Genomic DNA, 20061 nt, shown 5'->3' with positions numbered 1-20061 from the left:
CCTTCAGGGCCGGGGCGTCCGCGCGCCCGCGACGAGGCGGGCTACACGGCCGACTCGGGGGCGATCCGGCTGCGTACGGCCGACTGGACGTCCTCTTCCTCGGCCGGGTCCGTCGCCAGGCGGCGCAGTCGGGGCGCGACCCGGGCGTCGGCGGTCTCGGCGTGGTGGGCCGCCACTTCGCGGGTGGTCTCCTCGCAGTCCCAGAGGCATTCGACGGCAAAGCCCGCCGCGAAGGAGGGGTCCGTGCTGGCGAGGGCCCGCGCGGCCCGGCCGCGCAGGTGGGACGAGGCCGTCTCGCGGTAGATGTGGCGCAGCACGGGGGCCGCGCAGCCGATGGCCAGGCGGCCGGCTCCGTCGACGAGGGCGTAGAGCCGCCGGGTGTCGGGGCCCGAGCCGCGGACGGTGGAGCGCAGCGCGCCGAGGACCAGTTCCGCGTCCTCTGCTCCGCCCCGTGCGGCCAGGATGGCGGCGGCGGCCGCGCCCAGGGCGTCGGGGCGGTGGATCCAGCGCCGGGCCCGTTCGACGGCCCCGGGGCCGCACATGCGCTCGTAGGCGGCCACGGCGGGTTCGTCGGCGGCGGCTTCGATGAGGTCCAGCACGGCCGGGTTCTCCGGCTCGGCGAGGACCAGGTGGTGCAGGGCGGTGGCGCGGGCGGCCTCGCCGGAGGCGCCGGCGGCGGCCGCGAGGATCGCGGAGCGGTCCTCGGGCTGGGCCACGGCGGCCAGACAGCGTGCGGCGGGCACGTGCAGCGGTGTGCCGCGGCGCAGCCCGTCGGCGGCCCAGTCGAAGACGGCCTGGACTCCCCAGCCGGGCCGGGGGCCGCTGGGGGTCAGCTGGCGCTGCCAGCGGTCGAAGGAGCCCTGCTGGCGGGCGGCGCGCAGGCGCTCGCCGTGCTGCGGGGTCTCCTCCCACAGGCACCACGGCCGGGGCTCGTAGGCGTCGCGTACGGCGGCGGCCAGCCGCGCCTCGCCCTCCGCCGTGGCGGGGAATCTGGCGAGGACGGGGGTGGCCAGTGACCTCAGGCCTTCGTCGTCGTCGCGCAGGGCGAGCTCGTCGAGGGCCCAGGCCCAGTTCGCCCCGGAGGCGGCGTAGCGGCGCAGCAGCATGAGCGCGTCGTCGCGGCCGTACGAGGCCAGGTGGCCCAGGACGGACAGGGCGAGGCCGGTCCGGTGGTCCTCTTCGTCGACGAGGTCGTCGGCGCTGAAGAGGTGGTGCTCGATCTCGCCCAGGGGACCGTTGAGGTCCAGGTAGAGCCGGGCGTAGTACAAGGAGCGGTTCTCGACCTGCCAGTCCTGGCGCGGGTCGCGGAGCACGCACTGGTTGAGGGCCTCGAGGGCCTCCGCCCTGGGTGCCGCGAGTGCGTGCAGCGTGCCGTCGCCGCGGCCGCGCTGGAGGAGCCCGAGCAGGGTACCGCTCGGTGCTATGACTGGTTCGAACATGGGAATGGCCTCAAATCAAGCTGGGGACGCAACCGGGAATCGGGATTCACAAGGCCGCGTAACAGCATGTGAGGACGTCCGCCGTCATGTTCCGCTCGATGTAGACCATTGCCTTCTCACTCTCGTCAGTTCTTCGTGACCATGGTGGCCGGGTCGGGCCGGGACACCCTTCGTGTCCTACCCGCTCCGGCCCGCCCCCCGTGCTCGCGAATCGAATCCGACGCCATGATGGCCCAGCCGGTTTGTGCACCGCGACCACATTTACGGCCGCCGTGACCAACCTGTGAGGTGGGGAACCGGCCGGGCACGGCCAGATCCCAGCCAAAAGCGGACTACTTGGCTCCGAAAAGTTCCAGCAGGTCGGCCTTGGCGAACATGCGCGCCGTGTCCACGGCGGAGGGGGTTCCGGCGTTCGGATCGGCCCCGCCGGCGAGCAGGGCGCGGATGACGGCCTCCTCGCCCTTGAAGACCGCCCCGGCGAGCGGGGTCTGGCCGCGGTCGTTGGCGCGGTCGGCCTCGGCGCCGCGGGCCAGCAGGGCCGACACCGCGTCGGCGTGGCCGTGGTAGGCGGCGAGCATGACGAGGGTGTCGCCGCGGTCGTTGGTGAGGTTCGCCGGGACCCCGGCGTCGAGGTAGGCGGTGAGCGTCCCGGTCTCACCCTGACGGGCGAGGTCGAAGATCTTGGTGGCCAGTTCGATGACGTCCTCGTCGGGGACGCCCTGGGAACCGGCTCCTTCTGCAGCCTGCTCGCTCATCGTTCGTACCGCCTTTCACTCGTTGCTGACATGGTCCGCCCCGCGACCGCGTCCCCGGGACGGGCGGGCAGGGGGGTGCACGGCACTGCGTCCGTACGGGTGAATCGCCAGAGTAGCGCCCTGGCCTGCACATGTCCGGGCCGGGCCGAGGCAAGGATCACCCCCGACCCCCTGTGCGCCGGACGCGCCAGCCGGGCTGAGCCGGTCAAGTGAAAAACCCAGGAATTCACTCGTATGCACCTTTTGTCGCATTGATACTTCCTGTGAGCCTGGAAGAACTGATGGTGACTGTCCCCACCAACCAGGAGAACTCCTCATGGTCCTGTCCATCTCAGGCGTGGTCCTGCTCGGCATCATCTGCTTCCTCTTCTTCAAGAAGGACGGGATGAAGCTGACGCACGCGTTCGTCTGCGCGCTCTTCGGCTTCTTCCTCGCCGGCTCCGCCATCGCCCCGAGCATCACGGCGAGCACGGCGAGCCTCGCGAGCCTGCTCGGCGGGATCAAGCTCTAGCCCGGCCATCGCGCAGCGCCACCAGCAACACCCGAAGCACCCGTCACACCCACAACTCCAGGAGACGCCCGTGGCCCGGCGCCCACTTCCCCGCATCCTCAGCAGCGGCACCGCGTCGCTGTCCCGGGGCCGCGACCTCGCTCGCACGGCCGCCGACACCGCCACGGACGTCCTCCATCCGCTCCTCACCATCGGACGCGGGCTGCGCATCCTGGCCTCGGCCGGGCGGCGCAGGTGGTCCGAGACCCCCAAGGACAAGCGTGGTCCCGCGCTGTTCCTGGGAGCCGCCTGCGTCCTCGTGGTCGCGCTCGTCCCCTACGGTCCGCTCCTCGCCCTGATCACCCTCATGGCGGCCGCGGCCTGGCAGGGACGCGACCGCACCCCGGCGAAGACCGGGCCCAGCGATGCCGAGACCGAACGGCTCGGCTCCCTCTACGAAGCCCTCGTGCCGTACTTCTCCATCCCGGAGGACCCGACCCCCCTCTTCGCCCACGGCGGGGACTGGGACAAGGCCTTCAGCGGCTACGAATTCGACGAGGCGGGCCGCGTCACCCGGCTCCACATCCGCTACCCGGCCTACTTCACCGACGGCGAGGCCGCCTCACGGGCCCGGATCGAGGCACTGCTGCACGCCAAGTCCGGGCGCGGACGGGAGTATCTCTTCGACTGGGACGAGGAGGGCAACCAGCTCGACCTGAGTGTGCTGGCGGCGCTGCCGACGGGCATCGCCGCCCAGCCGTTCGTCACCTCGCCCGGCGAGACCGTGCTCGGCTTCACCGACGCGGGCGGCGTGCAGCGCACCCTGCCCGTACTGGAGGGCGACGAGCCCCGCGACGTGCCGCCGGTGATCTGGCGCACCGGGCCCCGCTCCACCGAGCCCCACCTGCTGGCCGTCGGCCAGCCCGGCGCCGGCACCTCCACCCTGCTCCGCTCCCTCGCACTGCAGGCCCTGCGGCACGGCGGCGACGTACTGATCGTCGACGGCGGCGGCAGCGGCGACTACGCCTGCCTGTCGGGCCGCGCCGGCGTCCTCGCCGTGGAATGCGGGCCGACCGGGGCGCAGGCCACCCTGGAGTGGGCCGCGCAGGAGACCGAGCGGCGGCTCATCGCCACCCACCGGGCCCGGGAGTCCGGCCGGCCGGCGCCCGAGGACACCCGGCGCCCGCTGTGGATCCTGCTGGACCAGCCGAGCGTGCTGGCCCATCTCTCGGTCGCCGAAGGGGGTCCCGACCCGCTGGCCCAGCTGCAGGTGCCGCTGCGGCACGGCCGGCCCGCGCACGTCACGGTGGTGGTGGCCGAGCACTTCGATCACCTGGAACTGCTCAACGACGCCGTCTGGCAGCACACCCGTGCCCGGATCGTCCTCGGGCCCGCCGGGATCCAGCAGATCGCCGACGTGCTGGGGCTGCCGCCGCACACCACCCCGACCGCCCAGGTGCCGCCCGGCCGCGGGTACGCCCGGCTCGGCACGGGTCCCGTGCACCGGCTGCAGGTGCCCGCCACCCCGGACCCGTACGACGAGGCCACGAACGCGGTGCACCGCCAGGCCGTGCTGGAGCTGCTGCCGGGTCGGCAGCAGGGCCCGGGCCGCGGCCCGGGCAAACCCCTCCACGCGCTGCCGCCGGCGCAGGGCTGGGCCGTCAACGGCTCGGGGGTCCCGGAGGTCCCGGCCGAGGCGCCGTAGGCCGGTCGCGACGGGTGCGGCGGGCTAGGCGGGTTAGGCGGGTTAGGCGGGCTAGGCGGGTTAGGCGGGTTAGGCCACGAACGTGCGCGGCGGCTCCGCGCCGCTGCCGCCGGCGCCCGTGCCGACCAGCCGGGCCGCCGCCGCCAGCCGGGAGGCGGCCTCGTCGGCCACCGGCCCGCCCACGGTGAACGGCAGCCGGACGTAGCCCTCGAAGGCCCCGTCCACGCCGAACCTCGGCCCCGAGGGGACCCGTACGCCGACCCGCTCCCCCACCTCGGCCAGCCGGGAGCCCGACAGACCGCCCGCGCGGGCCCACAGGGTCAGCCCGCCCTGCGGAACCTCGAACTCCCAGTCCGGCAGCTCCCGGCGGACCGCGGCGACCAGCGCGTCGCGGTTCTCCCGGGCCTGGTCGCGGCGGATCCCGACGGCCTCCCGCCAGCCCCCGGTGCGCATCAGCCAGTTCACCGCGAGCTGTTCCAGCACCGGCGTGCCCAGGTCGGCGTAGGCGCGGGCGGCGACCAGGCTGCGGATCACGTCGGGGGCGGCGCGGACCCAGCCGATCCGCATGCCCGCCCAGAACGCCTTGCTGGCGGAGCCCACGGTGATGACCGTGCTGCCGGCCGGGTCGAAGGAGCAGACCGGGCGGGGCATCTCCAGCTCCGGGTCCAGCCGGAGTTCCAGCATGGTCTCGTCGGCGACCAGGACGGTGCCGGCCGAGCGGGCGGCCGCCACCATGGCGCGGCGCTGCTCGTCGGTGGCCAGGGCCCCGGTCGGGTTGTGGAAGTCGGCCACGACGTAGGCGAGGCGGGGGGCCGAGTCGCGCAGCACCTGCCGCCAGACGTCCATGTCCCAGCCGGCCAGCCCGTCGGCCATGGCGACGGGCACGAGGCGGACCCCGGCGGCGCGCATGAGCTGGAGGATGTTGGCGTAGGACGGCGACTCGACGGCGATCCGCTCCCCGCGCCCGGCGAAGAGGCTGCAGATCGCGTCGATCGCGCCCATCGCCCCGGTGGTGACCATGATCTGCTCGGGCATGGTGGGGATGCCCTGCTCGGTGTACCGGTCGGCGAGCATCCGGCGCAGCGCGGGCAGGCCGGCCGGGTAGTCGCCGTGGGTGTGCGCGTACGGGGGCAGCTCCTCCAGGGCGCCCTGGACGGCCTTGGTGAGCCAGGGCTCGGGGGCGGGGAGGGCGGCGCAGCCGAGGTCGATCATCGAGCCGAGGGACTCGGGCGGCAGCGGCTCCAGGCCGCGCGCGGGCAGCGGGTTCCCGGCCGGTACGGAGGTCCAGCTGCCGGCGCCCCGGCGCGACTCCAGGAACCCCTCCCCGCGCAGGGCCTCGTACGCCGCGGCGACGGTGGTGCGGCTGAGGGAGAGGGCGACGGCCAGCTCCCGCTCGGCGGGGAGCCGGGCGGCGACCGGGACGCGGCCTTCGAGGACGAGGAGGCGGATCCCGTCGGCGAGGGTGCGGTACGCGGGCAGTTTGCGGGCGCCGGGGACCGCGGGGCGCTCCTGCTGCGAGGTGATGAGACGGGCGAGCTGCGCGGCGCCGACCGCCGAGGTCCATTCGGCCATTGCGTCCGGTCCACCTTCGTCGGATTGGCCTCGACGGTGCGCGCCGGGAGCCGGGATTGGATTGATGCCTGGGGGCCCAGCCTGTCACGACCCAGTCCACTTGCACCAGGGGATGGCTCCCCGGGTGCCGGCGGGGCGCCTACCGGGTACCGGCGGCGCATCGGTTCGGGCGGCGCCTCGTCCGTCGTTCACCTCGCGTACCACCGTCCACTCACGTCCCGGGGGATACTGCCGCCGTGACGCACGTACGCCTTCGCCATCCGTATCTGGACCACCCGGCTCCGATCCCCTTCGCGCACCGGGGAGGTGCCGCGGACGGGCTGGAGAACACCGCCGCCGCCTTCCGCCGGGCCGCCGAAGCGGGCTACCGGTACTTCGAGACCGATGTGCACGCCACGGCCGACGGGAAACTCGTCGCCTTCCACGACTCCACCCTGGACCGGGTCACCGACGGACGGGGCCGGATCGCCGAGCTGTCCTGGAAGCAGGTCCGCGAGGCGCGCGTGGCGGGCACCGAGCCGCTGCCGCTCTTCGAGGAGCTGCTGGAGGAGTTCCCGGACGCCCGCTGGAACATCGACATCAAGTCCGAGTCGGCGCTGCACCCGCTGGTCAACCTGATCGCCCGGACCGGAATCTGGGACCGGGTCTGCGTGGGCTCCTTCTCGGAGAGCCGGGTGGCCCGCGCCCAGCGGATCGCCGGCCCCCGGCTGGCGACCTCGTACGGCGTGCGCGGGGTGCTCGGCCTGCGGCTGCGCTCCTACGCGATCCCGGCGGCGCTGCGCGTGGGCGCGGTGGCGGCCCAGGTGCCGGAGACCCAGGCGGGCATCCGCGTGGTCGACCGGCGCTTCGTGCGGACCGCGCACGAGCGCGGCCTCCAGGTCCACGTGTGGACCGTGAACGAACCGGAACGTATGGAGGCTCTCCTCGACCTGGGTGTCGATGGCATCATGACCGACCAGATCGACATCTTGCGCACGGTGCTGGACCGGCGCGGGGCCTGGGCCTGACACGCTCTTCGGCCGCCGCGCGGGCACGGGGGCCGCTGCGGTACGGGGACCAGCGAGGGGGACATCAGGTGAGCGCGGACGACAGCAGGACGACCGAGGAAGCGGAACCAGCGGAACCGGGAGCCGAGGACGGCAGATCGGACGCGGCGGCCGCTGCCGCGACGGCCGAGCGCAAGCGCGAGCAGCGAGGCTGGTACTTCTACGACTTCGCCGTGTCGGTGTACTCGGCGAGCGTGCTCACCGTGTTCCTCGGGCCGTACCTGACCTCGGTGGCCAAGGCCGCCGCGGACGCCGAGGGCTTCGTGCACCCGCTGGGCATCCCGGTGCGGGCCGGGTCCTTCTTCGCCTACTCGGTGTCGGCCTCGGTGATCCTGGCCGTGCTGCTCATGCCGCTGGTGGGCGCGGCGGCGGACCGGACCGGGCGCAAGAAGCCGCTGCTGGCCGTGGCCGCCTACGTCGGCGCCGCGGCGACGGCCGGGATGTTCTTCCTGGGGGGTGAGCGCTACCTGCTGGGCGGGCTGCTGCTCATCGTGGCGAACGCCTCGCTGTCCGTCTCGATGGTGCTCTACAACGCCTACCTGCCGCAGATCTCCACACCGGACGAGCGGGACACCGTCTCCTCGCGGGGCTGGGCCTTCGGTTACACCGCGGGCTCCGTGATGCTCGTGATGAACCTGGTGCTCTACATGGGCCACGACGCCTTCGGCCTCACCGAGGGCATGGCGGTACGGATCTGCCTGGCCTCGGCGGGCCTGTGGTGGGGCGCCTTCGCCCTGATCCCGCTGCGACGGCTGCGGGACCGGGCCGTGGTCCGGGAGCCGGGGGCCGGGCCGGCGGTCAGTGGCTGGAAGCAGCTCGTCGCCACCCTGAAGGACATGCGGCGCTACCCGCTGACGCTGTCGTTCCTGCTGGCGTACCTGATCTACAACGACGGCGTGCAGACGGTGATCTCCCAGGCCTCCATCTACGGCTCGGAGGAGCTGGAGCTGGAGCAGTCCACCCTCATCGGGGCGGTGCTGCTGGTGCAGGTCCTGGCGGTGGCCGGGGCGCTGGGCATGGGCCGCCTCGCGCGGATCTACGGCGCCAAGCGGACGATCCTGGGGTCGCTGGCCGCCTGGGCGGTGACGCTGGGGGTCGGCTACTTCCTGCCCGCCCGCACCCCTGTGTGGTTCTTCGCGCTCGCCGCGATGATCGGTCTGGTGCTGGGCGGCAGCCAGGCGCTGTCGCGCTCGCTCTTCTCGCACCTGGTGCCGGCGGGCAAGGAGGCCGAGTACTTCTCGGCGTACGAGATGAGCGACCGCGGGCTGAGCTGGGTGGGTCCGCTCGTCTTCGGCCTGACCTACCAGCTCACGGGGAGCTACCGGGACGCGATCATCTCGCTGGTGGCCTTCTTCGCACTGGGATTCGTGCTCCTGGCGCGAGTGCCGGTGCGGCGCGCGGTGGAAGCGGCAGGCAATCCTGTACCGGAGCGGATCTGAGAGCGGTTCCGCGAGTGCGCACGGCCCGGATCCGCGAACGAATTCCGAACGAATTTAGACGTTGAAGCAAAGGGCCGGTAGTGTACGCCTTTGGCCTGCCAGGCGGACCGTTACTGCGCGCTCAAGAAGCGTGGACGTTGGGTGACATCTGCTGCCAGATGTGACAAAACGGGCATTGGTGGGTACAACAAGGGGCGGCACGACGGGCGACGCACGACCCGGAGCGGGAATCTATACCGCCGACCGGACGTTGACCGGATGACGACGACAGCGACACCTGTCCTGTGGGCGACAAAGCCCGGGAGGCACGATTCATGAGTGAGCGAGCTCTCCGCGGTACGCGCCTCGTGGTTACCAGCTACGAGACGGACCGCGGCATCGATCTGGCCCCGCGCCAGGCGGTGGAGTACGCATGCCAGAACGGACATCGATTTGAGATGCCGTTCTCGGTTGAGGCAGAAATTCCGCCGGAGTGGGAGTGCAAGGCGTGCGGCGCCATGGCACTCCTGGTGGACGGGGACGGGCCCGAAGAGAAGAAGGGCAAGCCTGCGCGAACGCACTGGGACATGCTCATGGAGCGACGCACCCGCGAGGAGCTGGAGGAAGTGCTGGCCGAAAGGCTTGCGGTCCTGCGCTCCGGCGCCATGAACATTGCCGTGCATCCGCGGGACAGCCGCAAGTCCGCCTGACAGCCGGACACGGTTTTAAACCGGATACAGTCACAAGCCGAGGGGCCCCGCCACACACTGTGGCGGGGCCCCTCGGCTTGTTCCTGCGCTCTGCCCGGCTCCGGGAGTGCCCGGCTCCGGGAGTCGGCGCCGGGCGGCCGGCCCTACGGGGTCAGGGGCGGGCGGTGGCCGGTGTCCGGGCCGCCACCCGGGCCGCCCGGGCCCTCGGGCCGGTCCTCACGGATGACCTCGCCCTGGACGACCTTGCCGTCGGGGTAGTGGATTCGGGCCTGCTGGAAGGCGTCGCCGAAGCTCCCGGCCGGGGCCGAGGCCATCTTGCGCTCCAGCGAGCGGGCCGCGCGCCGGCCGATCCAGGCCCGGACGGGCGGCAGCAGGAGGAACAGGCCCGCCACGTCGGAGAGCAGCCCCGGCATCATCAGCAGCAGGCCCGCCAGCATGGTGAGGCCGTTGCCCTGGCCTGGCTGCTGCGGGGCGGGCTGCTTCCCCTGCTGGGCCTGCTGGAAGGTGTCCGCGAGGTTCTTGAAGGCACGCCGCCCGGCCCGCTTGATGACCACCGCGCCCAGGACGATGCCGCCCGCCAGCAGCGCGGCCACGGCGAGCCCGCCGGCCACGTCCGCGACCACGGTGAGCAGCCAGATCTCCAGGATCAGCCAGGCGGCGATGGCCAGCGGGAGGAAGGTGCGGGCGGGCGAACGCCGCCGGGGGGCCGCGGAAATACCGGTCGTCATACCACCCAGTGTGCCTGGGGCCGCGTAAAAGCGGCCTCAGCCGGAGGTACCGGACAGCCCCTAGGGGTCAGTGCTTCGCGTCGGGCTTGCCGCCGTCCTTGCCCAGCAGCTTGGCCGCCTGGGCCTTGATGCCCCACTGGGTGACCCGCCACAGGGCCTCGACCAGGATGTCCTTGCTCATCTTGCTGTCGCCGAACTCGCGCTCGACGAACGTGATGGGGACCTCCACCACGCGGAAGCCCTTCTGCACGGCCCTGCGCGCCAGGTCGACCTGGAAGCAGTAGCCCGCCGACGCCACCTCGTCCAGCCCCAGCCCCTCCAGGGTCTCCCGCCGGAAGGCCCGGTAGCCGCCGGTCACGTCACGCATCGGGAGGTTCAGCATCAGCCGGGAGTACGTCGAACCGCCGCGCGAGATGAACTCCCGGCTCTTCGGCCAGTTCACCACCCGACCGCCCGGCACCCAGCGGGAGCCCAGGACCAGGTCCGCGCCGGCCAGCGCGGTCAGCAGGCGGGGCAGCTCCTCGGGCTGGTGGGAGCCGTCGGCGTCCATTTCGACGATCACCCCGTAGCCCTGCTCCAGGGCCCAGACGAAGCCCGCCAGGTAGGCGGCGCCCAGCCCCTCCTTGCCCTTGCGGTGCAGCACGTGGACGTGGTCGTCACCGGCCGCCAGCTCGTCGGCGAGCTTGCCGGTGCCGTCCGGGCTGTTGTCGTCCGCGACGAGAATGTGGGCCTCGGGCACCGCCGCGCGCACACGGCCGACGATCAGCCCGATGTTCTCCGCCTCGTTGTAGGTCGGAATGATCACCAAGGCCGTACCGAGCGGCCCGTAGGTCCGCTGTCCGCCGTCGCTCACTGAGTCCCCTTTTGTGCTCTTGCACGTCCTGTACGTCTGGTCGCAGAGGATGACTTTAGAACAGTGGCCGGGGCCCGCGGTCCTTCGGGCCGGTCAGACGCCCGCTGGCTGCGGGCCGCCGTGACCGTTGTCTACTGGACCGCCGAGCCCCGACCCGGGGCCACCTCCCCCAGCTACCCCTGGGGGTGCCCCCACCGGCGAAACCTTCCCTCGCCCCCGAGGCGCGGGCGCGCTGAGCAGACGGATCCGTCCGGCACGGACGTCCTGTGGTGGACCCGAGCGAACCTATCCGGGTCCGACCGCCCGTACCGAGCCGAGGCACACCGGATCACCCCTGTGGGCGTACGAATACCTCCCGCCCGCCGACGACGGTGGCGAGGCACACCGGCAGTTCGGATCCGGGGGTCAGGTCGGGCAGTCCGGGGGTGCCCGAGCGGGGGTCGGTAGACCAGCGGGCGACCCGGTCGTCGGGGGCCTGGACCAGCAGTTCACCGGTCCGCCAGACCGCGTAGTCGGCCGGGGCGCCGGGTACGAGGGTGCCCGCGTCGTCGCGGCCCAGCGCCCGCCAGCCGCCCCGCGTGTGGGCGGTGAAGGCGGCCCGTACGGAGATGCGGTGCTCGGGCGTCCGGTGGAACGCGGCCGCGCGGACCGTGCCCCAGGGGTCCAGCGGGGTGACCGGTGCGTCCGAGCCGAAGGCCAGCGGCACGCCGGCCTTGAGCATGGCCGCGTACGGGTTGAGGGTGCGGGCGCGCTCGGCTCCCAGCCGGTCCGCGTACATGCCGTCCTCGCCGCCCCAGGCCGCGTCGAAGGCGGGCTGCACGGAGGCGGTGAGCCCCAGCTCCGCGAAGGCGGCGATCGCGGCGGGCGTCATCATCTCGGCGTGCTCGACCCGGTGCCGGGCGGCGCGGACCCGTGCCAGGCCGACCTTCTCGGCGGCCGCCCGGACGCCCTCGACGACGGCGGTGATCGCGGCGTCGCCGATGGCGTGGAAACCGGCCTGCAGACCTTCCTCGGTGCAGGCGGCCACGTGTGCGGTGACGGCCTGCCGGTCGAGGTAGCCGGTGCCGGTGTGCGCGGCGTCGGCGTAGGGGGCGTGCAGGCAGGCGGTGTGCGAGCCGAGGGCGCCGTCGACGAAGAGGTCACCGGCCGCACCGACGGCCCCCAGCGCCCTGGCCATTCCCAGGTCCCGGTCGGCCCAGTACCCGAAGACGCGCGGCCCGGGCCGCTCGGCGGCCAGCGCGAGCAGGCCGGTGAAGTCCTCGGCGGAGGAGATGTCCGGCCCGCCGCACTCGTGGAGGGAGCCGATGCCGAGGGAGGCCGCGTGGTCGAGGGCGGCCCGCTGGGCCTCGGCGCGCTGGGCCGGGGTGACGGCGGCCAGGGCGGCCCGCCGTACGGCGTGGTGGTCGTCGGCGGTCAGCGGCCGGTCCCCGTCGGGCCGCACGGCCGGGACGAGGTCGAGCAGGGCCGTGGTGACCACCGCCGAGTGGACGTCGATGCGGCTGAGGTAGAGCGGGCGGCCGCCGGCGGCCTCGTCCAGCTCGGCGCGGTGCGGCGCCCGGCGCTCGGGCCAGCGGGCCGCGTCCCAGCCGTGCCCGAGGAGCACCCGGTCGGCCGGACGGCTCGCGGCGTACGCGCGGACGAGGTCCAGCGCGGCCGTCAGCGAGCGCGCGCGGCTGAGGTCCAGCCCGGTGAGGGCCAGGCCGGCGGAGGTGGTGTGGACGTGGGCGTCGGTGAACGCCGGCGTGACGAGCGCCCCGCCGAGGTCGACGACCTCGTCCACGCCCTGCGCGAAGGCGTCGGCCGCGCCCTCGGAGCCGACCCAGGCGATGCGGCCGCGCTCGACGACCATCGCGGTGGCGAAGGGGTCGGCGGGGCTGTGGACCTCGCCCCCGCGGAGGAGGACGGTGCGGGTGGGGTCGGTGGGGGCGGGTGTCGCGCGCTCGGTCATGGGGACAAGTTTCGCGTGTCCGCCGGGCACGCGCGGACACGGGTGCGGGGCGGGGCCCCCGTGGGGCTCCGCCCCGGGGGCCGGGTCACACGCGGGCTGGGTGCGTGAAGGATCAGACGCGGGGCGGGCGGGCCTCGTAGGGGGTGGACAGGACCACCGTCGTGCGCGTCGAGACGTGGGCGAGGGCGCGCAGCCGGCCCAGGAGGTCCTCCAGCTCCAGGGGCGTGGCGACGCGCACCTTGAGGATGTAGTTCTCGTCGCCCGCGACGCTGTGGCAGGCCTCGATCTCGGGGACGCCGGCCAGCCGGTCGGCGATGTCGTCCGGGGCGCTCGGGTCGAAGGGCTTCACCGAGATGAACGCCGTCAACGGCAGGCCGACGGCCTCCGGGTCGACCACGGCCGCGTACCCGCGGATCACCCCGCGCTGTTCCAGACGGCGTACTCGCTGATGGACTGCCGACGTGGACAGTCCCGTGGCCTTGCCCAGATCCGTGTAGCTCATCCGCCCGTCCCGTACGAGCAGATCCACGATCTGGCGGTCCAGCTCCTCCATTGCGCTCATAGCCGCTCAACTTAAGGCCCAAGGGCACTCCAGGCCCAGTGGTGTCCGCCCACTGGAGGCATCTGCGCCAGGCATGTGACCAAGGCCACAGGGGTATGCAGGTGCAGGCCGGTCTGTTGTGGTTACTCGTGACGCTCGACGGGAAGTGCTTGCTGTGGCCGAGGCCGTAGAACCTGCCCGCCCGGCCCACCCAAGGGGGAGTACATCCATGCTGAACACCAAGCGCGCCGGTCGCACCGAACCGGAGCCCCTGGAGCCGCTCGAATCCGGGGACGACCCGTACCCCGAGGACGGCGCCTACGCCGAATACCCGGACGACTTCGACGGATTCGAGATCCACCACGCGATCTGCCCCGACTGCGGCCAGTCGATCGCCCTCGTCGCGGACGAGGAGTTCCTGCCGCAGCACGCGCTCTGCCTGACCCCGTGGAACCCCTTCGGGCTCACGGTGTGCGCGGGCACCGGGCGGCCGGCCACGGACGCGCTGCCCACCGTCGGCATGATCCAGCCGGTGGAGGCCCCGGAGCTCGATTCCATCGTCCTGTCGGCCCTGCCCCAGGGGCTGGACTGGCGGACGCAGCCCTTCTCGCACGTCGGCGGCCCGGGTTCGCGTCCGGTCCGTGTGGTGAGCCCGGTGCTCCCGCAGCCGCAGGCGCAGACGCGGCAGCAGCACGCCCAGGCGGCCTGACCACCGCCCGGGCGTCCCGCCCCTGCTCCGACCCCTACCAGTACGTTCCCTGCACCATGGCGGCCAGGCTGGCGTGGTGCAGGATCAGACCGTCCGGGTCCGCGGGGATCTCCACCTCGCCGAAGTGCGCCTGCCGGTAGGCGATGCGCAGCATCACGATGGCGTGCCGCAGGGCGGCGTAGAGGGTGTGGAACTCCATGTCGCGCGGGGTGTGCCCGGTGAGTTCGGCGTACCGGCGCTCCAGGTCCTCGCGGCGCAGGAAGTCCGGCAGGCCGGGCTGTCCGAAGCCGACGGTGAGGTCCTGGAAGAACCGGTGGAGGTAGACGGTCCAGCCTAGGTCCACCTCGCGCGGGGCGCAGGCCGCCATCTCCCAGTCCAGGACGGCCACCGGCGTGAAGCCGTCGTAGATGACGTTGCCGATGCGGGCGTCGCCCCAGTTGAGGACCGCGGGGCCCTCGTCCGCCGGCCACAGCTCCTCCAGGCGGTCGAAGGCCCGCTCGATGAGCGGGGACGGGGCGAGTCCGGCCACCACCCAGGCATAGTAGGCGCGTTGGGCGTCCACGTGCCGGCGCAGGGGGCTGCCCGCGCCCTCGGGCAGGAGGAACTCGGCCTCCTTGGCCGGGAATTGGTCGTGCAGCCGGGCCAGTAGCGAGATGCTCGCCTCCTGGAGCGCGGCGCGCTCGGTGTCGGTGGCGGCGTGCAGCCAGTTGCCCTCGTAGGTGTAGGGCATGACGTCGGGCGGGACCCGGCCCTCGGCACGGGCCATCACGAAGAACGGCGCCCCCAGCGGCCCCGGATCCTCCTCCAGCCACTGCACCCGCGGGACGGGCAGGTCCGTGTGGTCGGCGACCAGACGCATCACGCGGTGCTGGCGCGGCATGTCGTACGTCGGGAAGACGGTGTAGGCGGCCGGGTCGGCGGCGAGCCGCAGCGCGCAGGCGCGCAGCGGGGTGTCGGGGTGCTCTATGTCGAAGAGCAGGGTCTCACTGGACATCCCGTTGGATCCGGGGACCGAGACGTTGGTGACCTTCGCTCCCGGGAGCCTGCCGTCCAGCCAGACGGCGAGGCGGCGACCGAGCTCCTCGGGCTCCCGGGTGGAGGTACGCGGACGTGGTGCGGTGGCCATGGTCGATCCCCTTTCCTACTGGGCGACGGAGGAGTAGTCGACGAATCCGCTCGGGTCGTGGCGCCCGAAGCTGCCGTGCTCGAAGATGCCGTGCCCGGTCTGCCCGTCGAGGGTGAAGCGGGCCGAGTGGTCGGTGACCCCGAAGGCGGCCATGGGGTGGGCCGCGGGGTCGGAAAGGTCGTAGGTACGACGGTCGGTCCAGCCGCGCCCCTGCCAGGTGCCGTGCTGCCAGTCGCCGGCGGGCGGGTAGCCGGCGCCGACGGCCAGCGGCGAGGAGTTCAGGATCTCCACACCGAGCTCGAGGGGCTTGCGGGACGGGTCGGTGAGATGGACGACGGCCCGCTCGGGGTGCCGACTGCCCGGCCGGTATCCGATCTCGGTGTGCGGCCAGCCGAGCTGGACGTCGTGGCGGCCGCTGCCCTCGGGGAACACCTGCACGGCCTCGTTCAGCGTGCGGTGCCCGTCGGCGTCCTCCTGAGCGATGACCATGACGAAACGGTCCTCGAAGCGAACGGGGATCCAGAGCCAGTGAAACCCCTCGGGCCGGTACTCCTCGGCGGCCCTTCCCCCGTCCTCACCGGGTATCGGCCGCACCCCCCAGCTCCGGTCACGGGTACCGGTCCACTCCCCCGGCGTGAGGACGAACTCCTCCCCCTTCGCCCGGATGACGCCGCTCACGCCACCGGCCTGGACGAAGCGGCGCCCCTCCAGCATGAGCCGGTCGCCGCGCCGCTGGACGTGGTGGGGCTCCCAGACGGCGGGGAACTCGGCGCTCCAGGTGACGTCGTACGAGAGCCCGTCCGGGTCCTCCGGGTCCGCCGCGCAGCGCAGCGTGAGCCGCTTGAGCGGAACGTCGACGGTGATGGACAGGGGCCCCACCGACAGGTTCATCCGATCATCGGTCAAAGCATCGGAGGCGCGTACGGCGAGGAGCTCGTCGCCGATACGGAGGGTGGCGTAGGCGTCGATGACCCCGGCGTTCGGGTACACGCCGAGGCCGAGGATGAGCACGGCGCGGCCGGCGTGGTCGAAGACGTGGAAGATGCAGCGGTCGTAGGCGTTGCGGTCGCCGCTGACGAGGTGCTTCATCGACAGGGGGGCCTGGTGGATGGGGTACTCGTCGAGGGCGACGGGCCGGTCGACGGACATGGCGGACCTCCTGGACGTACGGCTTCGGGGGGCGGCTCAGGCGGATATGACGGTACGTCAGAAACGCCACCCAAGACCACCCTTCTGGCACGCTCTGACACGGCGACACTCCACGCCGCGCCGCTGCTTGAGGCGGTTGAACCACGTTTCGGTGCTTGCACGAGTTCCCACTCAGCGTCCGACAGTTCATGACGACGCATCACCGGACCCGCCGGTAGGGCTGGTTCGGGAGTTGTGTGGCGCTTCGGCCGGATGGGCACCTCGTGATCTTGTTCATCCCACAAGATCACCTTGGAGTGCGCCGGCTGTAACCTTCGGGAGAGAACGCCGGCCGGGCCTGGCCGCGGCGACATGGGGGAAGCAGCATGTTCACGGTGGTCTCGTCCGACGGCACGCCCATAGCCTGCGAGAGGCACGGGGAGACGGGCCCGGCGCTGATTCTCGTTGGCGGTACGTTGATGACCCGGGCACGGCACACACCCCTCGCCTCGCTGCTGTCCCGGGACTTCAGCGTCTACAACTACGACCGCAGAGGACGCGGCGACAGCGGTGACCATCCGCCTTACGACGTGCAGCGAGAAATCGACGACCTGGACGCTCTGATCGAGCGGGCGGGCGGGCCGGTGCTGCTCTTCGGGATGTCCTCCGGAGCCGTTCTGGCGTTGGAGGCCGTGGCCAGGGGCAGCGAGGTCTGCGCCCTCGCCCTGTACGAACCGCCGTTCGTCGTTGACGGGACCCGTGCGCCCCTGCCGGCCGACTACGTCGACCGCCTCGAGGCCATGGTCGCGCGAGGAGACACCACGGCAGCCCTCACCCACTTCCTGACAGATGGCCTGGCCATGCCTCCGGCAGCCATGGACGGAATGCGGCACACTCCTGTCTGGGCGGCGTGGGAAGCCGCTGCCCGCACCCTCCCCTATGACGGCCTGCTCATGGCCGACTTCATGTCAGGCCGCCCACTGCCCACCGATCGCTGGGCCGGTGTGACCATCCCGGTACTCGTCGGTCACGGCGACACGGGCGAGCCCTACATGGCCAACGCGGCGAAGGAACTCGCCTCCCATGGGGACAACTACATCCTCCACACCTTCCCCGGCCAGAACCACAACGTCGACCCGCACGCCCTCGCACCCGTACTCACCACGTTCTTCACCACGGCGTGGGCGGCGGTTCAGACGCGACTTTGACGACACCGCCCAGGCCGGACGGGCCGCAGGCCGGGAAAAGCTCCCGCTGGTCCTGTCGAGAATCGAAACGACCAGCGCCCAGCTCAACGAATGGCGTGATCGCTTCGAAGGGCTCCACATCCTGATGTTCTCCTCGCCGGACATCGACGGCGCGGCGGACCGGCTCAAGGCCGCCGGCGTCGGGCACGGCGGGGTGAACACCGTCGGCCGGCCGGTCGAGACCCCCCACGGCGTGCGCACGGAACCCATCCGCTATCTGGAGATCGACGGTACGCCGGAAGGCCGGGTCGGCGTCGTCGCCGACTTGGACCCGGAGTTCCAGCACACCCGCCACCTCGACCACCCCAACGGCGCCCAGGACCTCGTCGAGGCGGTGCTGTGCGTACCCGACGGACAGCTCCCCCTCGTTCGCGAACGGTACGAGCGGTATCTGGGCCGACCGCTCTCCGCAGAGGACCCGGTGACCCTCCTGACCAGGTCCGACCTTCCGGATCTGTTGCCGGGTGAAGTACCGCCCACGCTCCCGGCGCTCGTCGCCTGCACCTTCGCGGTCCCCGCCATCGGTCGGGTGCGTGCGCTGCTTGCGGAGAGCGGCCTGCCCGTACGCGACACAGCCCAAGGGGAGCCCTTCGTTCCCGCCGATGCGGCCCTCGGTGCAGCCCTGATCTTCCGGGAAATCTGAGAGGGGTGCAGGCAGCCATAGCCTCGCCACAGACGGCTCGCAGCCGCTGAGACGTGCGAAACCGCGTAGCGATCTGACGCGCCCCCCGACCCCGCCGGGTGTGGCCGACACGCCCGTCCCTGTCCCGTTCGCCCGGCCCGTTCTTTTGGGGGTTTCCCGGCTGTCTTCGATTTTCCGTGGCGGGACGGTCGGTCAAGGGTGGCCGCAGGCCATCGCGCAGCGACGCGACGAAGGAGCGCCCTTGAGGGACCGGCCCGCCACGGAAGACGATGAGACCGACGGGAAACCCCCGCCCCCTCACCGACCCCGCCCCACCGAAACCCGGCCGCCCCGGGGACGGCTCGAACGGATACCCGTACCCCGGGGGCGATTACCCGGCCCTTCGCTCCCGCGTTGGCCGTGCATGACCATGCTTCAGTCTTCAGCCGGCCGAAGGCGCCGGCCGACGCCGCCGGGATTCGAAGAATCGGTTCAGCGGCGGCATCCCCACCAGCGTGAGCAACAACAGCAACCGCATCAGCAACCGCAACACCAACAGACCCAGACGCCCGATCCGCCGATCTATAGCGACCTGCTGGCCCGGTGGGCCGACGCCGGCCGTACGCTGCCCGGTCGGCGCGACGCGGAATGGTCCCGCCTCACGTCCTCCCCGATCTGGCCCACCACCAGCAGCGGGCTCTACTAAAGAGCCCTAGCCCCCGGCCCAGCCCCCGACCCCGGTCAGCGGGTCTCCGGCCCCGCCAGGTGGCGGGCGATGACCATGCGCTGGATCTGGTTGGTGCCCTCCACGATCTGGAGCACCTTCGCCTCGCGCATCAGGCGCTCGACGGGGAAGTCCGCGGTGTAGCCGTAGCCGCCGAGGACCTGCACGGCGTCCGTGGTGACGGCCATCGCCGCGTCCGTGCAGAACAGCTTCGCCATGGCCGCCTGCCGGGAGAACGGCTTGCCCGCGTCCCGCAGCCGCGCCGCCGCGAGGTACAGCGCGCGCCCCGCCTCGATCTTGGTGGCCATGTCGGCCAGCATGAAGCGCAGCCCCTGGAAGTCCGCGATCGGGTGCCCGAACTGCTTGCGGTCCAGGGCGTACGTGAGCGCCTCGTCCAGCGCCGCCTGCGCGACGCCGATGGCGCAGGCGGCGATGCCCAGACGCCCCGCGTCCAGCGCGGCCAGAGCGATGGTGAAGCCCTGCCCCTCCTCGCCGATCCGGCGCGCGTCCGGCACCCGTACGCCGTCGAAGTGCAGCTGGGCGGTGGGCGAGCCCTTCATTCCCATTTTCTTCTCGGGCACGGCCGCCGTCAGGCCCTCCACGTCACCGGGGACCAGGAAGGCGGTGATGCCCTTGGGACCCTCGGCGCCCGTCCGCGCCAGGACGGTGTAGAAGTCGGCGACTCCGCCGTGGGTGATCCAGGCCTTGGTGCCGGTGATGATCCAGTCGTCACCCTCCCGCACCGCCTTGGTGGTGAGCGAGGCGGCGTCGGAGCCTGCGGCCGGCTCGGACAGGCAGTAGGCGCCGAGCAGGCCTCCGCCGAGCATCGCGGGCAGGTGCGCGCCCTGCTGCTCCTTGGTGCCGTAGCCGGCCAGGCCGTGGCAGGCCAGGGAGTGCACGCTGACGCCGAGGCCGACGGTCAGGCGGGCCGCGGCCAGCTCCTCCAGGACCTGGAGGTAGACCTCGTACGGCTGCTCGCCGCCGCCGTACTCGCCGGGGTACGGGAGGCCGAGCAGCCCGGCCTCGGAAAGCAGCGTGAAGACCTCGCGGGGGAACCTCCCGGAGTCCTCTTCCTCGGCGGCCTTCGGGCGGATCTCCCGCTGGGCGATCTCGCGTACGAGGGCGAGGAGGTCGCGGGACTCCTCGGTGGGCAGCTGACGGTCCACCGGCTGCGGGGCGCGGTCTGTCATGGCGGCGCTCTCCTCCCTGGTCGGGCACGGCGACGACGCGTGAGGTGTGGGACGCGCCGCCGGGTCTCGGTGCTCTCACAGCCGATACTGCCCTCCCGGATCACGGAATG

At 72.4% G+C, this 20061-nt stretch carries 18 protein-coding genes; 8 read left to right on the top strand and 10 right to left on the bottom strand.

The genetic code is table 11. From position 1 onward, the window contains the following. Positions 1-41: 41 nt before the first annotated feature. Positions 42-1439: a HEAT repeat domain-containing protein gene (locus ACIPYQ_RS27980; protein WP_361765318.1), complete on the bottom strand. Its 1398-nt coding sequence runs from the start codon at positions 1437-1439 to the stop codon at positions 42-44. Positions 1440-1771: 332 nt separating this feature from the next. After that, positions 1772-2194, bottom strand: a complete 423-nt coding sequence (locus tag ACIPYQ_RS27975) for an ankyrin repeat domain-containing protein (RefSeq protein WP_401256314.1) — start codon at positions 2192-2194, stop codon at positions 1772-1774. Positions 2195-2510: 316 nt separating this feature from the next. On the opposite strand from ACIPYQ_RS27975, the gene ACIPYQ_RS27970 reads away from it, so the two are divergent. Both ACIPYQ_RS27970 and ACIPYQ_RS27965 read left to right on the top strand, forming a co-directional pair. Beyond that, positions 2511-2705 (top strand): hypothetical protein, encoded by a 195-nt coding sequence (locus ACIPYQ_RS27970; RefSeq protein WP_007262923.1) that lies wholly within the window; start codon positions 2511-2513, stop codon positions 2703-2705. Positions 2706-2775: 70 nt separating this feature from the next. After that, positions 2776-4389 (top strand): hypothetical protein, encoded by a 1614-nt coding sequence (locus ACIPYQ_RS27965; RefSeq protein WP_401256311.1) that lies wholly within the window; start codon positions 2776-2778, stop codon positions 4387-4389. Positions 4390-4458: 69 nt separating this feature from the next. Here ACIPYQ_RS27965 and ACIPYQ_RS27960 read toward each other — a convergent pair whose 3' ends face one another. Then, positions 4459-5961, bottom strand: coding sequence for a PLP-dependent aminotransferase family protein (locus ACIPYQ_RS27960; RefSeq protein WP_401256308.1), 1503 nt, complete (start codon positions 5959-5961; stop codon positions 4459-4461). A gap of 236 nt (positions 5962-6197) precedes the next feature. On the opposite strand from ACIPYQ_RS27960, the gene ACIPYQ_RS27955 reads away from it, so the two are divergent. From ACIPYQ_RS27955 to ACIPYQ_RS27945, 3 genes are all read left to right on the top strand, one after another. Then, the gene (locus ACIPYQ_RS27955; RefSeq protein WP_401256305.1) at positions 6198-6968 is read left to right on the top strand and encodes a glycerophosphodiester phosphodiesterase family protein; all 771 of its coding nucleotides are present in this window, start codon (positions 6198-6200) and stop codon (positions 6966-6968) included. Positions 6969-7036: 68 nt separating this feature from the next. Further along, complete coding sequence (locus tag ACIPYQ_RS27950) at positions 7037-8446, top strand: MFS transporter (RefSeq protein WP_361765303.1); 1410 nt, start codon at positions 7037-7039, stop codon at positions 8444-8446. Between the two features lie 314 nt (positions 8447-8760). Beyond that, positions 8761-9135: an RNA polymerase-binding protein RbpA gene (locus ACIPYQ_RS27945; RefSeq protein ID WP_007262928.1), complete on the top strand. Its 375-nt coding sequence runs from the start codon at positions 8761-8763 to the stop codon at positions 9133-9135. A 143-nt stretch (positions 9136-9278) separates the two neighbouring features. On the opposite strand, the gene fxsA is transcribed toward ACIPYQ_RS27945, so the two are convergent. From fxsA to ACIPYQ_RS27925, 4 genes are all read right to left on the bottom strand, one after another. Next, positions 9279-9863, bottom strand: a complete 585-nt coding sequence (fxsA, locus tag ACIPYQ_RS27940) for an FxsA family membrane protein (RefSeq protein ID WP_401256302.1) — start codon at positions 9861-9863, stop codon at positions 9279-9281. A gap of 67 nt (positions 9864-9930) precedes the next feature. After that, positions 9931-10716 (bottom strand): polyprenol monophosphomannose synthase, encoded by a 786-nt coding sequence (locus ACIPYQ_RS27935; protein ID WP_361765297.1) that lies wholly within the window; start codon positions 10714-10716, stop codon positions 9931-9933. Between the two features lie 328 nt (positions 10717-11044). Next, positions 11045-12664 (bottom strand): amidohydrolase, encoded by a 1620-nt coding sequence (locus ACIPYQ_RS27930; RefSeq protein WP_401256299.1) that lies wholly within the window; start codon positions 12662-12664, stop codon positions 11045-11047. Positions 12665-12776: 112 nt separating this feature from the next. After that, a complete protein-coding gene (locus ACIPYQ_RS27925) occupies positions 12777-13217 on the bottom strand; it encodes an Lrp/AsnC family transcriptional regulator (RefSeq protein ID WP_030011705.1) in 441 nt (146 codons plus the stop codon). 217 nt (positions 13218-13434) lie between these two features. On the opposite strand from ACIPYQ_RS27925, the gene ACIPYQ_RS27920 reads away from it, so the two are divergent. After that, complete coding sequence (locus tag ACIPYQ_RS27920; protein ID WP_401256296.1) at positions 13435-13914, top strand: hypothetical protein; 480 nt, start codon at positions 13435-13437, stop codon at positions 13912-13914. Between the two features lie 34 nt (positions 13915-13948). Here the strand turns inward: ACIPYQ_RS27920 and ACIPYQ_RS27915 are convergent, their stop codons facing one another. Further along, complete coding sequence (locus ACIPYQ_RS27915) at positions 13949-15040, bottom strand: phosphotransferase family protein (protein ID WP_401256293.1); 1092 nt, start codon at positions 15038-15040, stop codon at positions 13949-13951. Positions 15041-15055: 15 nt separating this feature from the next. Beyond that, positions 15056-16189: a hypothetical protein gene (locus tag ACIPYQ_RS27910; protein ID WP_401256290.1), complete on the bottom strand. Its 1134-nt coding sequence runs from the start codon at positions 16187-16189 to the stop codon at positions 15056-15058. Positions 16190-16647: 458 nt separating this feature from the next. Between ACIPYQ_RS27910 and ACIPYQ_RS27905 the strand changes: the two genes are divergently transcribed. Beyond that, entirely contained in the window at positions 16648-17376 is a 729-nt protein-coding gene (locus ACIPYQ_RS27905; RefSeq protein ID WP_401256287.1) for an alpha/beta fold hydrolase, read from the top strand. Positions 17377-17500: 124 nt separating this feature from the next. Continuing rightward, complete coding sequence (locus ACIPYQ_RS27900) at positions 17501-18058, top strand: hypothetical protein (RefSeq protein WP_401256284.1); 558 nt, start codon at positions 17501-17503, stop codon at positions 18056-18058. 720 nt (positions 18059-18778) lie between these two features. Here ACIPYQ_RS27900 and ACIPYQ_RS27895 read toward each other — a convergent pair. Next, positions 18779-19951 (bottom strand): acyl-CoA dehydrogenase, encoded by a 1173-nt coding sequence (locus ACIPYQ_RS27895; protein ID WP_361765279.1) that lies wholly within the window; start codon positions 19949-19951, stop codon positions 18779-18781. Positions 19952-20061: the final 110 nt, after the last annotated feature.

Origin of the sequence: Streptomyces sp. NPDC090045, from assembly GCF_044747975.1 — a bacterium.
Classification (GTDB): Bacteria; Actinomycetota; Actinomycetes; order Streptomycetales; family Streptomycetaceae; genus Streptomyces.
Note: the sequence above shows the minus strand (reverse complement) of the source record. Positions and strands in the feature narration are given on the sequence as shown.

Excerpts from the sequence above, each read along its gene's own strand:
- ACIPYQ_RS27980 (WP_361765318.1), bottom strand. The coding sequence starts at position 1,439 with ATGTTCGAACCAGTCATAGCACCGAGCGGTACCCTGCTCGGGCTCCTC.
- ACIPYQ_RS27975 (WP_401256314.1), bottom strand. The coding sequence starts at position 2,194 with ATGAGCGAGCAGGCTGCAGAAGGAGCCGGTTCCCAGGGCGTCCCCGAC.
- ACIPYQ_RS27970 (WP_007262923.1), top strand. The coding sequence starts at position 2,511 with ATGGTCCTGTCCATCTCAGGCGTGGTCCTGCTCGGCATCATCTGCTTC.
- ACIPYQ_RS27960 (WP_401256308.1), bottom strand. The coding sequence starts at position 5,961 with ATGGCCGAATGGACCTCGGCGGTCGGCGCCGCGCAGCTCGCCCGTCTC.
- ACIPYQ_RS27945 (WP_007262928.1), top strand. The coding sequence starts at position 8,761 with ATGAGTGAGCGAGCTCTCCGCGGTACGCGCCTCGTGGTTACCAGCTAC.
- fxsA (WP_401256302.1), bottom strand. The coding sequence starts at position 9,863 with ATGACGACCGGTATTTCCGCGGCCCCCCGGCGGCGTTCGCCCGCCCGC.
- ACIPYQ_RS27930 (WP_401256299.1), bottom strand. The coding sequence starts at position 12,664 with ATGACCGAGCGCGCGACACCCGCCCCCACCGACCCCACCCGCACCGTC.
- ACIPYQ_RS27925 (WP_030011705.1), bottom strand. The coding sequence starts at position 13,217 with ATGGAGGAGCTGGACCGCCAGATCGTGGATCTGCTCGTACGGGACGGG.
- ACIPYQ_RS27920 (WP_401256296.1), top strand. The coding sequence starts at position 13,435 with ATGCTGAACACCAAGCGCGCCGGTCGCACCGAACCGGAGCCCCTGGAG.
- ACIPYQ_RS27915 (WP_401256293.1), bottom strand. The coding sequence starts at position 15,040 with ATGGCCACCGCACCACGTCCGCGTACCTCCACCCGGGAGCCCGAGGAG.
- ACIPYQ_RS27910 (WP_401256290.1), bottom strand. The coding sequence starts at position 16,189 with ATGTCCGTCGACCGGCCCGTCGCCCTCGACGAGTACCCCATCCACCAG.
- ACIPYQ_RS27905 (WP_401256287.1), top strand. The coding sequence starts at position 16,648 with ATGACCCGGGCACGGCACACACCCCTCGCCTCGCTGCTGTCCCGGGAC.
- ACIPYQ_RS27900 (WP_401256284.1), top strand. The coding sequence starts at position 17,501 with ATGTTCTCCTCGCCGGACATCGACGGCGCGGCGGACCGGCTCAAGGCC.
- ACIPYQ_RS27895 (WP_361765279.1), bottom strand. The coding sequence starts at position 19,951 with ATGACAGACCGCGCCCCGCAGCCGGTGGACCGTCAGCTGCCCACCGAG.